Source organism: Lysobacter sp. TAF61, assembly GCF_052113485.1.
Classification (GTDB): domain Bacteria; phylum Pseudomonadota; class Gammaproteobacteria; order Xanthomonadales; family Xanthomonadaceae; genus Lysobacter_J.
The window spans coordinates 238,166-251,344 of the sequence record NZ_JBFRDH010000002.1; the positions used below are offsets into that span (position 1 = coordinate 238,166).

Genomic DNA, 13,179 nt, shown 5'->3' on the forward strand with positions numbered 1-13,179 from the left:
GGCGGTGAGGTTCGCAGCGGAATCTGCTCAGGCATCGGTGCCCCAGTCCTCCGTCATCGGATCGGCCTGGGTCGGCGGGAACTGCAGGTGGAAACCGCGCGCCGACAGATTCTCCCGGACCACGGCCACGTCGCCGCGCGCAAGCTTGCGTTCCGGCGTCAGCACCAATTCGAGGACGAACTGCATCGCCCCCAGCTGCGAACGCAGCGGTTCGGGCAGGCGCGCGAAGTCGTCGCGCTTGGCGAGGTACACGTAGGTGTCGGCCTTGCGGAGGCTCTTGTAGACGTAGGCTTGCATCGGTCCGGACGAAAGCAGCGGCAAATACGGCCGCAACGTGATGTTGGACACAGCATACCTGTCGTTGTGGCGCACGCGCACAACGGGGGATTCAGGATTGGGCGCCAATGGTAAAGGCGACGGCGCAGCAATCAGTGGTAGCCGGCGTCCGCCGCGACCTTGCCCCTGAACACGCTGTAGGACCAGTAGGTGTAGCCCAGGATGGCCGGCAGCAGGACGATCAGGCCGACCAGCACGAAGCCCTGCGAGGACGGCGGCGAGGCCGCATCCCAGATCGTCAGGGCCGGCGGCACGATGTTGGGCCAGATACCCAGGACCAGCCCGGCGAAGCCGAGTGCGAAGAAGCACAGGGTGAGCAGGAACGGCGCGGCATCGCGGCCCTCGCGCATCGCCGCCCGCCACAGGGCGAACGCATTGGCCAGGGCCAGCAGCGGCACTGGCGCCAGCCACCAGAAGTTCGGGCCGTCGAACCAGCGCGCCATGATCCGCGAGTCCAGGAACGGCAGCCAGGCGCTGACCAGCCCCATGAAGGCGACCACGACCAGCACCAGCGGGCGGGTCAGGCTGCGTGCGATCAGCTGCATGCGGCCCTCGGTCTTGAGGATGAGCCACGTCGAGCCCAACAGCGCGTAGCCGAACACCACCGCCACGCCGGTCAGCATCGAGAACGGGCTGAACCAGCCGAACACGCCGCCCAGGTACTTTCCGCCCTGCAGCGGCATGCCTTCGACCAGCGAGCCCAGGATCACGCCCTGGGCGAAGGCGGCCAGCATCGAGCCCAGCGAGAACGCCGCACCCCAGGCCGGCTTGCTGCGATGCGCCTTGAAGCGGAACTCGAAGGCGACGCCGCGGAAGACCAGGGCGATCAGCATCAGCAGCACCGGCAGGTACAAGGCCGACAGCACCACCGCGTAGGCCTTGGGGAACGCGGCCAGCAGGCCGGCGCCGCCGAGCACCAGCCAGGTCTCGTTGCCGTCCCAGATCGGGGCGGCGGTGTTCATCATGTGGTCGAGCTGGTGCTCGTCTTCGGCGAACGGCGCCAGGATGCCCAGGCCGAGCACGAAGCCGTCGAGCACGACGTACATCAGTACGCCAAATCCGATCACGCCGAACCACACCACCGGCAGCACGGTCGCCATGTCCATCACGCGCCCTCCGGGCTGCTTTCAACTGTGCTGCCAGCAACCGTGCGGCCATCAACCGCGCTGTCGTCCACTGCTGCAGACAGCGGCCGCGCCGGCGTCTTGTCGCCGCCTTCGGTGTGCTGCGGCGGTTCGTGCGGCAGCGGGCCCTTCAGCACCTGCTTGCGCAGGTACCAGATGCCGGCGCCAAAGACGATGGCATAGACCAGCGCATAGACGATCAGCGAGGTCATCACACTGGCCGCGGCGAGGATCGGGCTGACCGCGTCGGCGGTGCGCAACAGGCCGTAGATGACATAGGGCTGGCGACCGATCTCGACCACGTACCAGCCGGCGAGGATGCAGACGAAGCCGGAGAGCATCAGCGTCTTCCAGCCCAGCAGCACGATCCGCGACTGGTACAGGCGACCGCGCCAGAGCATCCACAGCGACGCCATCGCCAACAGCAGCATCAGCGTGCCCAGTCCGACCATCACCCGGAATGCATAGAACACCGGTTTCACCGGCGGCCGCTCGCTGGCCGGCACCGACTTCAGCGGCTGCACCTCACCGTCGAGCGTGTGGGTCAGGATCACGCTGCCCAGCTTCGGGATCGCCACCTCGTAGTCGTTGCGCTCGGCCTTTTCATTGGGCACGGCGAACAGCACCAGCGGCACGCCTTCGCCCTTGGGATAGTGATCCCAGTGGCCTTCCATCGCCGCGACCTTGATCGGCTGGTGTTCCAGCGCGACCAGGCCGTGCTGGTCGCCGACGATGACCTGCGTCGGCACCGTGATGGCCGCGAAGATCACCGCCGCCTTCAGCATCCGCTTGCCCGCCTCGACGTGCACGCCGCGCAGCAGGTACGACGCACCGACGCCACCGATCACGAAGCACGTCGTGATGAACGCCGCCAGCACCATGTGCGCCAGGCGCAGCGGGAACGACGGGTTGAAGACGATCTGCCACCAGCTCGCCGGTTCGAACACGCCATCGACGATGGTGTAGCCGGCCGGCGTCTGCATCCAGCTGTTGGCCGAGATGATCCAGAACGTGGAGATCAGCGTGCCCAGCGCGACCATGCAGGTGGCGAGGAAATGCATGCGTTCGCTGACGCGTCCCCAGCCGAACAGCATCACGCCGAGGAAGGTCGCCTCCAGGAAGAACGCGGTCAGCACTTCGTAGCTGAGCAGCGGCCCGAGGATGTTGCCGGCCTGCTCGCTGAGCGTGGCCCAGTTGGTGCCGAACTGGAAGCTCATGACGATGCCCGACACCACACCCATGCCGAACGACAGGGCGAAGATCCGGGTCCAGAAGAAATACAGATCGCGCCACGACGTGTCGCGGGTGCGCAGCCAGCGCCATTCGACGAAGGCCAGCCAGCTCGCCAGGCCGATGGTGAAGGCCGGGAACAGAATGTGGAACGAGATGACAAAGCCGAACTGGATGCGCGACAGCAACAGTGCGTCCACGGTGCAACTCCGTGACTTCTTGCACATGATTGTGCGCCGCGCATCTGGGGCTGTCACGTTCGCCCGGGTCACTTCAGTGTTTCCCATGACGCATGACCCGATCCGGCAAACCCGCGGACTGATACGCTTCGGCGGTTTGCTGCACACCCGCCTTGTCCATACGCCCGGTCCCGACCCAATGCGCCTTACGCCGCTTGCCACTGCCCTGACCCTGTCGACGCTGCTGTTTTCCAGCGCCCACGCACAGACGCCCCCCAGCCCGCTGACCCTGGCCCAGACCATGGCCGACCCGGACTGGATCGGGCCGCCGGTCGACCAGGCCTGGTGGTCATGGGATGGCCAGCGCGTGCAGTACTTGCTGCGCCGCGAAGGCGAGACGATCCGCGACACCTGGCAGCAGGGCATCGCCGGCGGTACCGCTGCCCGTCTCGACGGCGCCGCACGGACCGACCTCGATGCCGCCCAGCCAGTGCTCGACGCACAGCGCACGCGCATGGCGTTCGTGCGCAATGGCGACGTGTTCGTCCGCGACCTGCGCAACGGTGCGCTGACCCAGGTCACGCGCAGCAACGACGACGAGGCCACGCCGCAGTGGAGCAGCGACGGCAACCTGGTCTTCCGCAGCGGCAACGACTGGTATCAGTGGCGTGCCGGCCAGGGCACCGCGCAGGCGGCGGTCGTGAAAGCCGAGAAGGACCCGGCGGCCGCACCGAAGGCCGACGACCTGCGCACGCGCCAGCTCGACATGATCGCCACGCTCAAGAACGACCGCGCCCAGAAGGAAGCTGCGCGCCTGCAGAACGAGCAGTGGCGCCAGGCCGACCCGACCCGCGCCGCCGCGCCGACCTACCTCGGCGATGACGTCAAGATCGTCGACAGCGCACTGTCGCCGGACGCGAAGTGGCTGCTGGTCGTCACCTCGGCCAAGGACGCCGACGACGGCAAGGCCGGCAAGATGCCCAAGTACGTGACCGAATCGGGTTACGAGGAATTCGAGGACGTGCGTGTCCGCGTCGGCCGCAACGCGCCGGTGGCGCACAAGCTGTGGCTGGTCGATGTCAACGCATCGAAGGCGACCGAGCTGAAGTTCGACACCCTGTCCGGCATCCAGGCCGACCCGCTGGCGGCGATGCGCAAGGCCGCCAAGCAGGATCCGCTCAAGGGCAATCGCGCGGTCCGCATCGAGACCGATGGCGACGGCACCGGCCCGGCGATCCACTGGAGCAGCGACGGCCGCCAGGCCGCGGTGCTGATCCGCGCGGTCGACAACAAGGACCGCTGGATCGCGACGATCGCACCGGCAGGCGGCGATGCGAAGCTCGCGCTGCGCGACCGCCTCACCGACCCGGCCTGGATCAACTGGGGCTTCAACGACTTCGGCTGGACCAACGATGGTGCGCTGTGGTTCCTGTCCGAGCGCAGCGGTTACTCGCACCTGTACGTCAACGACGGCGGCGGCAAGTCGCGCGCCCTGACCTCGGGCAAGTGGGAAGTGTCGGCGCCGCAGCTGTCCAACGACGGCCGCAGCTTCTACTTCGTCTGCAACCGCAAGTGGCCGGGCGACTATGAAGTCTGCGCGGTCGACCGCAACGGCGGCGACGTGCGCGAAGTGACCTCGCTCGACGGCGTCGAGGACTTCTCGCTGTCGCCGGACGGCTCCAAGGTGCTGGTGCGCCATTCCGACAGCTACATGCCGCCGCAGCTGGCGGTGGTCAACACCAGCGGCGACGGCCTGGTGCAGCTGACCGACACGCGCAAGCCGGAGTTCAAGGCGCGCGAATGGATCAAGCCCGAGTACGTGCAGGTGCCCAGCAAGCACGGCGCCGGCGTGGTCTGGGGCAAGTACTACGGCCCGAAGAATCCGGACCCCTCGCGAAAGTATCCGGTCGTGATGTTCGTGCACGGCGCCGGCTACCTGCAGAACGTGTCGGATCGCTACCCGAACTACTTCCGTGAGCAGATGTTCCACAACCTGCTGGTGCAGCAGGGTTACATCGTGCTCGACCTGGACTATCGCGCCAGCGAAGGCTACGGACGCGACTGGCGCACGGCGATCTACCGCCAGATGGGCCATCCGGAGCTCGAGGATTACCTGGACGGCCTGGATTGGCTGGTCGCCAACAAGGGCGGCGACAAGGACCATGCCGGCATCTACGGCGGCAGCTACGGCGGCTTCATGACGTTCATGGCGCTGTTCCGCTCGCCGGGCACGTTCAAGGCCGGCGCGGCGCTGCGCCCGGTCGCCGACTGGTCGCAGTACAACCATGAGTACACCAGCAACATCCTCAACACGCCCGAACTTGATCCGCAGGCGTACAAGGTGTCGTCACCGATCGAGTTCGCCGGCGGCCTGCAGGACAACCTGCTGATCGCGCACGGCATGATCGACGACAACGTGTTCTTCAAGGACTCGGTGATGCTCAGCCAGAAGCTGATCGAGCTGCGCAAGGACAAGTGGGAGATCGCACCGTACCCGATGGAGCGTCACACCTTCACGCACCCGGACAGCTGGTACGACGAGTACCGCCGGATCTATGAGTTGTTTGAGCGGACGCTGAAGTAATCCGACTTTCCCCCTCTCCCGCTGGCGGGAGAGGCGCGGGACGAGGGGCCTGCCTCATCCGCCCGCAGGCACCTTCTCCCGCTAGCGGGAGAAGGGCTGCTCATTTCGACGCAGCCGCCGCGACGTCCGGCTTCACTTCCTTCCAGCTGCTGTCCGGATCGAACTTCGTCATCGCCTTGGCGAGATTCTCGCTGTCAGGGCCGAGGTCCTTCTCGAACACATCGCCTTCGTGGCTGATCATGAAGGTCATCACGCCGGTATCGCCGTACTTCGACGGCCAGCCGACCAGGGCGAAACCGCGGCTCATGTTCTTGCCCAGCAGGTAACTGTAGGCGCCGCCCGGCGCCGACGGCCCCTGCGCGGTCAGGATCTTGAAGTGGTAGCCATGCCAGTCGCTGCCAGGCTCGGCGTCGGCGAACAACGGCCCCAGCGGGCTGACCTGGCCGCTGTCGTCGTCGGCCCAGTACAGGCCATCGTGCAGGCCATCGGTGCTGAGCACTTTCTGCGCGTACTCGAGGACGCCGTCGCCGTCGCGATCCACCAGCGCGTATTCCGTCTGCGCGTCGTGGTAGGCCAGTTCCGATTCGATCGTGTCGTCCTCGTTGCGGCCGATGCGGCGCACGCGGATCTCCTCGGTCGCGGCATGGGTGTCGAATGCCCAGCCGCCCTTGCCCTTGGCCAGCGGGATCGGCAGCGTCCATGCGTCCTTGCCCACGGCCAGATGCGCGCGACCGTCCTTGCCGGTCTGGATGACGTGCTTTTCGCGATAGCCCTTGAGGAACGCCTCGACATCGCTGCGGTCGACGCCGGCGATCGGGATGTATTCGCGCCAGTCGTTCCCCAGTAGCGCTGCGAGTTTCTGCTCGTCGGCGCGCTGCGTGCCGAGCGCGGCGACGAATGCCTCGGCAGCCGCGTCGGGCGTGGGGTAGGCCTGTTGCGCCCATGCCGGCACGGCCAGCAGTGCCAGCATCGCTACAGGAAGCATGCGCAGGACGGATTTCATGGATGAGTCCCCCTCAGCGACCACGACCGCCGCCACCCTGGCGTTGCGGCGGATGGGATTGACGTGACACCTGATGACCACCACCACCGCCGCCACCTCCGCCGCGATGCTGCTGCGAGCGCTGGGCCGAAGCATGGCTGGCACCGCCGCGATTGGCCTGCGCGCGCGACTGCTGCGGATTGTGCGCGCCGGCGAAAGCGTTGTTGCTGGGCGACTGCCGCGACGCGTGCTGCGTGCGCGCCTGCTGCCGGGCCTGGTTGTTGCCCTGCGTCTGCCGGTGCTGCTGCTGTTGCGGGCGCTGTTGCTGGCGATTCTGCGCGGTCTGCTGGGCGCGCTGGCGATCGGCCTGGGTGCGGTTGCCGGCGCCGCCGCCGGCGGCGGTGCGGGCGCGGTCACGATCGGCGTTGTGCGAGCGGTCGCGCGAGGCAAGGTCCTGCGCGGCATTGGGGCGGTTGCCCCCGAGGTCGGTCGGCTTGGAACGGTCGCGCGCCGCATGCTGCTGCGCGGCGGACTGGGCGCGCTCGCGTTGCGCATCGCGCGTCTGCGCACCGCCGCCCTGCACGCGGTCGCGCGCCTGCGGATTGTTGCGCAGGTCGCGATTGGCCGCCTGTGCGCGATCGCGCGCTTCGCGGTTGCTCGCGGCAGGCGAGTCGATCCCGCGATTCTCCATCGAACTGCGGGCGCGGTTGCGGGCGTCGGCGCGGGCCGGGTCGTCGCCGCGGAACTGGTTGCGGTTCTGCGCGCCATCCATCTGCCGGCCGTAGCGCTCGCGGCTGGCGTTGTCGCGGTACGGCACGCCATCGCGGTTGAGCGAGTTGTGCTGCCAGTTGCTGTTGTTGATGGTGCGGTTGGTATTGATGTTGTTGTAGCGGTTGACGTTGATGTCGACGTCGTTGCTGCCCCAGTTGCAGTCGCCCCACAACGCATTGGTGACGGCGATACCGGTGCCGAAGGCGAGACCGGCCATCAGTGCGCTGCCGGCGTAGTAGCCCGGCGATGGCGGGTAGTACGCGGGCGGATAGGACGGATACGCCCAGTTGCCATAGACCTGGGTCGGGTTGTACGACGGCACGTAGACGACTTCGGGGTCGCTCGGCTCGATGATGATCGTCTGCTCGGCCGGCGGCGGTGCTTCCTGGATGACCGTGGTGCCACCGTCGGATGGCGCTGCGGCGGGCGCGGGCGCGGCTGCCGGCGCGGCCTGCACGGTGACGTTCTGGTACTGGTTGGACGAGAGGTTGCCGGCGGCCTGGGCCTGCCGGCGGAGCCGCTGCACGGCATCCATCACGGCATCGGGCTGGGCCAGGAACGCGTCGCCCAGGCGCTGCACCCAGGCCGGATCCTGGCCAAGCGTGTCGAGCGCCTGCGGGAAGGCCACGAGCGCCTGCACGCTTGGATCCCACGGCTGCGAGGCGACCTGCTTGACCGCGTCATCGCCCTTGGCGTTCGGATTCGCCTTCGACCACGCCGCGGCATCGGCGACGTTGCCCGGATAGGTCGCCGCCATCAGCACCTGCGCCAGCAGCGGATCGGGATAGAGCGCGATCGGCGCGACCATCTGGTCGAGCTCTTCCTTGCTGAACGACGTTGAGGCCGCAGGCGCCGCAGCGGGTGTGGCGGCGGGCGCGGCAGCCGGCGCGGCCGGAGCGGGTGCCGGCGCTGTGGCAGCCGGCGCGGGCGTCTTGTCGCCGGAGCATGCCGCCAGCGACAACAGGACCATGAGAAGGCCAATTCGACGATGGTTGCGCACGGACGACTCCCAACGCTGTGGCGTTTGAATCCTGCTGCCGCCCGGCCATGACGGCTCCGGTGCGGCCCCTGGTTCAGGCGGCGGCTATCATGCGCACCACCCCTGCAAGTTTCTTGTGAACATGACCGAGCCCTCCCCCGGCTTCGACGCCGTCCGCGATTACCTCACCGGCCTGCAGGACCGCATCTGCGCATCCATCGAAGCCGTGGACGGCAGCGCGCGCTTCAGCGAAGACCTGTGGCAGCGCGCGGAGGGCGGCGGCGGACGCACCCGCATCCTTCGCGACGGTGGCGTCTTCGAGCAGGCGGGGATCGGCTTCTCCGATGTCTCCGGCACCAGGCTGCCACCCTCTGCCACGGCCGCCCGGCCGGAGCTGGCCGGCGCGTCGTGGCGCGCGGTCGGCGTATCGCTGGTGTTCCACCCGCGCAACCCGTACCTGCCCACCACCCACGCCAACGTCCGCCACTTCCGCGCGATCCGCGACGGCGAAACCGTGGCGTGGTGGTTCGGCGGCGGCTTCGACCTGACCCCGTTCTATCCGTTCGATGGCGACGTGCTGCACTGGCACCGCGTCGCGCGTGACCTGTGCGAGCCGTTCGGCGGCCAGCAGCGTTACGACAAGCACAAGCACTGGTGCGACGAGTACTTCTTCCTCAAGCACCGCAACGAGACGCGCGGTGTCGGCGGGCTGTTCTTCGACGACCTGCACGAAGACGCCGACCAGGACTTCGCCTACATGCGCGCGGTCGGCGATGGTTTCCTCGATGCCTACCTGCCGATCGTAGAGCGCCGCCGCGACACGCCCCATGGCGATCGCGAGCGCCAGTTCCAGCTGTACCGTCGCGGACGCTATGTCGAGTTCAACCTGGTGTTCGACCGCGGCACGCTGTTCGGATTGCAGTCTGGCGGCCGCACCGAATCGATCCTGATGAGCCTGCCGCCGCTGGTGCGCTGGGAGTACGGGTTCACCCCCGAGGACGGCAGCGCCGAAGGGCGCCTGGCCGACTACCTGCGACCGCGCGACTGGTTGAAGGAACTCGTTCGCTGATCAGCGCGGCGATTGCCGCGCCGCGCTCCTGGACAGGGCGCAGCCCGATCAATCGTCGCTGCCGTCGTCCTTCTGGTCGTTCGTCATGATCGTGATGTGGCCGTCGGTTTCCAGCAGCGCCAGCCGCACCCGTTCGATGTCGCTGCAACCGGACTCGCGCATGGCCTTGGCGAGGTCGTCGCGATTGACGAGTTCGCGTTTGAGCACGTCGCGATAGACGTGCCCGTTGCGCACCAGCACCACCGGCGCGCCTTCCAGCAGGTGCTCGGCGACCTTGCTGCGCGAGGTGATATAGCCCACGAGCCAGTTGAGCACGATGAGCGTGGCCGCCAGCAACAGCCCACCGGTCATCGAGGTGTCCTTGCCGAGCAGTGCGTTCTGCACTGCATTGCCGAGCAGCACGATCAGCAGCATGTCGAATGCGGTGAACTGCCCCATCGTGCGCTTGCCAGACATGCGGATCATCGCCAGCAGCACGACGTAGACCACGACCGCGCGGAAGACGAACTCCCACCACGGCATCGACATCTCGAACATGCGGCGCTCCAGCGTGAGGGTCGCGGCGATTGTGCACCACTGGCCTCGCGTCTTACCGGCGAATGCCGGGGCACACGTTGACGGTGTCGGGCGCTGGGGATCGGAAGCACATAGCGGGGCCCAAGGTTTGCAACGCAAACTTTGGGTTTTTATTGCCTGCGCAAAAAGCGCAGACAATAAAAAGCCCCGCAGGCAGGGGGGGCCGGCGGGGCTGGTGGAGCGGGACCTGGGGAGGGGTCTTCGCTCCGGGGGATCACTCCAGGGGAGGGAGAGATCTACGACAGGCGTTGCACCTGTCGCGACCTATATGACCATTCCGTACATGGATGGTTCGTGAAGATCCGGGTTAACAATTTGTTGGATTCAGGACAGATTCATTCTGAGAAAACGCTTACCCCTGCGTTTTTCCCGTTCAGCGAAACACTGAATGCGCTGGCACGAAACTCGCCGACGGCCCGACCCCGCCGAGGCGATCTCCCGGCCTGGCCGTCCGTCGGCTGGCGGCGTCCTCTGACGGCTCAGTGGGCCTCGTCCCAGTTCGCTCCGATCCCGCTGTCGACCACCAGCGGCACCCTCAGCTGGGCCGCCCCGGACATCCTGGATCCGACTTCGGCCAGGAGCGTATCGACAAAGCCTTCCTCGACCTCGAACACCAGTTCGTCGTGGACCTGCAGGACCATCAGCGCGCGTTCGCCCTGCCCGGCCAGCCAGGCATCGATGGTGATCATCGCCCGCTTGATGATGTCGGCGGCCGTGCCCTGCATCGGTGCGTTGATCGCGGCACGCTCGGCACCCGCGCGCAGGCCCTGGTTGCGGGCCTGGATGTTCTCCAGGTACAGGCGCCGGCCGAACACGGTTTCGACATAGCCCTGCTCGCGCGCCTGCTGGCGCGTGCGCTCCATGAAATCGCGCACGCCCGGGTAACGGCTGAAGTACAGCGCGATGTAGTCCTGCGCCTCGCCGCGGGAGATGCTCAGCTGGCGCGCGAGACCAAACGCGCCCATGCCGTACATCAGGCCGAAGTTGATGGCCTTGGCCGCGCGGCGTTCGTTGCCGCTGACGTCTTCCATCGCCTTGCCGAATACCTCGGCGGCGGTGGCGCGGTGGATGTCGGCTCCCGACTCGAACGCGCGCAGCAGGCCGGCGTCTTCCGACAGGTGGGCCATGATCCGCAACTCGATCTGCGAGTAGTCGCAGGCGACGATGCGCCGACCCGGCGGGGCGACAAAGGCCTGGCGGATGCGGCGACCGTCGTCGGTGCGGATCGGGATGTTCTGCAGGTTCGGATCGCTCGACGCCAATCGGCCCGTGGCAGCGCCGGCCTGGTGATAGCTGGTGTGGACGCGGCCGGTGTCGCGGTTGACCATCTCCGGCAGCTTGTCGGTGTAGGTGCTGCGCAGCTTGGCCAGGCCGCGGTATTCGAGGATCACGCGCGGCAGTTCGTGTTGCTCGGCGATCGCTTCGAGCGCTTCCTCATTCGTCGATGGCGCTCCCGACGGCGTCTTCACCAGCGCCGGCAGCTTGAGTTCGTCGAACAGCAACTGCCCCAGCTGCTTGGGCGAATCCAGGTTGAAGCTGCGCCCGGCCATCTCGGTCGCCTTCTGCTGCGCGGCGAGCATGCGCCGGCCGAGATCGGCCGACTGCCGGCGCAGTTCGTCGCCGTCGATCATCACGCCGTTGGCTTCGATGCGCGCCAGCACCGGCACCAGCGGCATCTCGATGTCGCGGTAGACGCGTTCCAGGCCCGCTTCGGCGAGCAGCTTCGGCGCCAGCGCGCGATGCAGGCGCAGGGTCACGTCGGCATCTTCGGCGGCGTAGCGTGTGGCGTCGTCGAGGGCGACCTGCGAGAACGAGATCGCCTTGGCGCCCTTGCCCGCGACCTGCTCGTACTTGATGGTGTCGTAACCGAGGTAGCGCCTGGCCAGCGAATCCATGTCGTGACGGGTCGCGGTGGCGTTGTAGACGAAGCTTTCGAGCATGGTGTCGTCGGCGTAGCCGGCCACCTCGATGCCGTTGCGGCGCAGGACGTGCAGGTCGTACTTGCCGTGCTGGCCGAGCTTCTTCTTGTTGGCGTCGGCGAACAGCGGCGCCAGTGCGGCCAGGGTCTCGGTGCGGTCGAGCTGCGCCGGTACGCCCGGGTAATCGTGCGCCAGCGGCAGGTAGGCGGCCCGACCCGTTTCCACGGCGAAACTCAGGCCGACCAGGCGCGCCTGCATCGGGTCGAGCGAATCGGTCTCGGTGTCGAACGCGAACTCGTCGGCCTCGCGCAGGCGGTTGATCCAGGCGTCGAGCTGGTCCTGGGTGAGGATGGTTTCGTACTCGCCGGGTGCAGCCAGTTCCGGAGGCGGAGCTTCGCCCGCAGCCGATGCGGAGCGGGCGTAGCCGGCAGCAGTATTGCGCACGCCCGCGCCGCCACCGCGACTGTCGTCACCCGCACCGCCGCCACCTTCGAGTTCCTTCAGCGCCTGCTTGAAGCCGTAGCGCGCGTACATCACGCGAAGATCGTCGTTGTGCGGCGCGCGCAGGGCCAGTTCGGTCGGCGCGCGCTCGAGCTCCAGGTCGGTGCGGATCGTCGTCAGCGTCCGGTTCAGCGGCAGGCGCGGCAGTGCCGCACGCAGGTTCTCGCCGATCTTGCCCTTGATCTGGTCGGCGTTGGCGATCACCGCTTCGAGCGTGCCGTATTCGCCGAGCCACTTGGCTGCGGTCTTCGGGCCGCACTTGTCGACGCCGGGAATGTTGTCGACGGTGTCGCCCATCAACGACAGCAGATCGATGATCTGGTCCGGGCGCACGCCGAACTTGTCGATCACGGTGGCCTCCGAATCCAGGCGGCTGCCGCTCATGGTGTTGACCAGGGCTATGCCCGGCCGCACCAGCTGGGCGAAGTCCTTGTCGCCGGTGGAGATGGTGACGTCGATGCCCTGCTCGGCGGCGCGCAGCGCCAGGGTGCCGATCACGTCGTCGGCCTCGACCCCCGGGATGCGCAGGATGGTGATGCCCAGCGCCTCGACGATGTCGCACATCGGCTGCACCTGCGCGCGCAGGTCGTCGGGCATCGGCGGCCGGTTGGCCTTGTAATCCGGATAGAGCTCGTCGCGGAATGTCGGCCCCGGCGCATCGACGACGAAGGCGATGTAGCTCGGCTGTTCCTTGAGCGTCGCGCGCAGCATGTTGACCACGCCGAACAGCGCGCCGGTCGGCTCGCCGGCGTCGTTGGTCAGCGGCGGCAGCGCATGGAAGGCGCGGTACAGATAGCTGGAGCCATCGATCAGGACGAGGCGGGGGGTCGGCTGGTTCATGGGCCGATTCTACGGGGTCGTTTGCGGGGCGGCATGTCGACGCGGCGTCACCGCCGTGGTGGGTACGAGCGCGTATGCTGTCGCCCTGC

The 13,179-nt window shown here is 67.5% G+C and carries 9 protein-coding genes; 2 read left to right on the forward strand and 7 right to left on the reverse strand.

The features are described from left to right. Positions 1-27: 27 nt before the first annotated feature. The 3 genes from AB4Y64_RS05515 to AB4Y64_RS05525 form a co-directional block, all read right to left on the reverse strand. Positions 28-297: a YcgL domain-containing protein gene (locus AB4Y64_RS05515; RefSeq protein WP_441815440.1), complete on the reverse strand. Its 270-nt coding sequence runs from the start codon at positions 295-297 to the stop codon at positions 28-30. 131 nt (positions 298-428) lie between these two features. Next, the gene (cydB, locus tag AB4Y64_RS05520) at positions 429-1,442 is read right to left on the reverse strand and encodes a cytochrome d ubiquinol oxidase subunit II (protein ID WP_441815441.1); all 1,014 of its coding nucleotides are present in this window, start codon (positions 1,440-1,442) and stop codon (positions 429-431) included. Beyond that, positions 1,442-2,890, reverse strand: coding sequence for a cytochrome ubiquinol oxidase subunit I (locus AB4Y64_RS05525; RefSeq protein ID WP_441815442.1), 1,449 nt, complete (start codon positions 2,888-2,890; stop codon positions 1,442-1,444). The genes cydB and AB4Y64_RS05525 overlap by 1 nt, the downstream gene beginning before the upstream one ends. 178 nt (positions 2,891-3,068) lie before the next feature. Between AB4Y64_RS05525 and AB4Y64_RS05530 the strand changes: the two genes are divergently transcribed. Further along, positions 3,069-5,453 (forward strand): prolyl oligopeptidase family serine peptidase, encoded by a 2,385-nt coding sequence (locus AB4Y64_RS05530; RefSeq protein WP_441815443.1) that lies wholly within the window; start codon positions 3,069-3,071, stop codon positions 5,451-5,453. A 100-nt stretch (positions 5,454-5,553) separates the two neighbouring features. Here the strand turns inward: AB4Y64_RS05530 and AB4Y64_RS05535 are convergent, their stop codons facing one another. Both AB4Y64_RS05535 and AB4Y64_RS05540 read right to left on the reverse strand, forming a co-directional pair. Next, complete coding sequence (locus AB4Y64_RS05535) at positions 5,554-6,456, reverse strand: DUF2950 domain-containing protein (protein ID WP_441815444.1); 903 nt, start codon at positions 6,454-6,456, stop codon at positions 5,554-5,556. A gap of 13 nt (positions 6,457-6,469) precedes the next feature. Beyond that, entirely contained in the window at positions 6,470-8,176 is a 1,707-nt protein-coding gene (locus tag AB4Y64_RS05540; RefSeq protein WP_441815445.1) for a DUF3300 domain-containing protein, read from the reverse strand. A gap of 151 nt (positions 8,177-8,327) precedes the next feature. Here AB4Y64_RS05540 and hemF point away from each other — a divergent pair, with 151 nt between their 5' ends. Continuing rightward, positions 8,328-9,254: an oxygen-dependent coproporphyrinogen oxidase gene (hemF, locus tag AB4Y64_RS05545; protein WP_441815446.1), complete on the forward strand. Its 927-nt coding sequence runs from the start codon at positions 8,328-8,330 to the stop codon at positions 9,252-9,254. Between the two features lie 48 nt (positions 9,255-9,302). Here hemF and AB4Y64_RS05550 read toward each other — a convergent pair whose 3' ends face one another. Next, positions 9,303-9,791, reverse strand: coding sequence for a DUF421 domain-containing protein (locus AB4Y64_RS05550; RefSeq protein WP_441815447.1), 489 nt, complete (start codon positions 9,789-9,791; stop codon positions 9,303-9,305). Between the two features lie 518 nt (positions 9,792-10,309). Continuing rightward, positions 10,310-13,090: a DNA polymerase I gene (gene polA / locus AB4Y64_RS05555; protein ID WP_441815448.1), complete on the reverse strand. Its 2,781-nt coding sequence runs from the start codon at positions 13,088-13,090 to the stop codon at positions 10,310-10,312. Positions 13,091-13,179 lie beyond the last annotated feature (89 nt).

What these genes read in the sequence shown, in the direction of transcription:
- AB4Y64_RS05535 (WP_441815444.1), bottom strand. Translation starts at nt 6,456, where the DNA reads ATGAAATCCGTCCTGCGCATGCTTCCTGTAGCGATGCTGGCACTGCTG.
- cydB (WP_441815441.1), bottom strand. Translation starts at nt 1,442, where the DNA reads ATGGACATGGCGACCGTGCTGCCGGTGGTGTGGTTCGGCGTGATCGGA.
- AB4Y64_RS05550 (WP_441815447.1), bottom strand. Translation starts at nt 9,791, where the DNA reads ATGTTCGAGATGTCGATGCCGTGGTGGGAGTTCGTCTTCCGCGCGGTC.
- AB4Y64_RS05530 (WP_441815443.1), top strand. Translation starts at nt 3,069, where the DNA reads ATGCGCCTTACGCCGCTTGCCACTGCCCTGACCCTGTCGACGCTGCTG.
- hemF (WP_441815446.1), top strand. Translation starts at nt 8,328, where the DNA reads ATGACCGAGCCCTCCCCCGGCTTCGACGCCGTCCGCGATTACCTCACC.
- AB4Y64_RS05540 (WP_441815445.1), bottom strand. Translation starts at nt 8,176, where the DNA reads ATGGTCCTGTTGTCGCTGGCGGCATGCTCCGGCGACAAGACGCCCGCG.
- AB4Y64_RS05515 (WP_441815440.1), bottom strand. Translation starts at nt 297, where the DNA reads ATGCAAGCCTACGTCTACAAGAGCCTCCGCAAGGCCGACACCTACGTG.
- polA (WP_441815448.1), bottom strand. Translation starts at nt 13,090, where the DNA reads ATGAACCAGCCGACCCCCCGCCTCGTCCTGATCGATGGCTCCAGCTAT.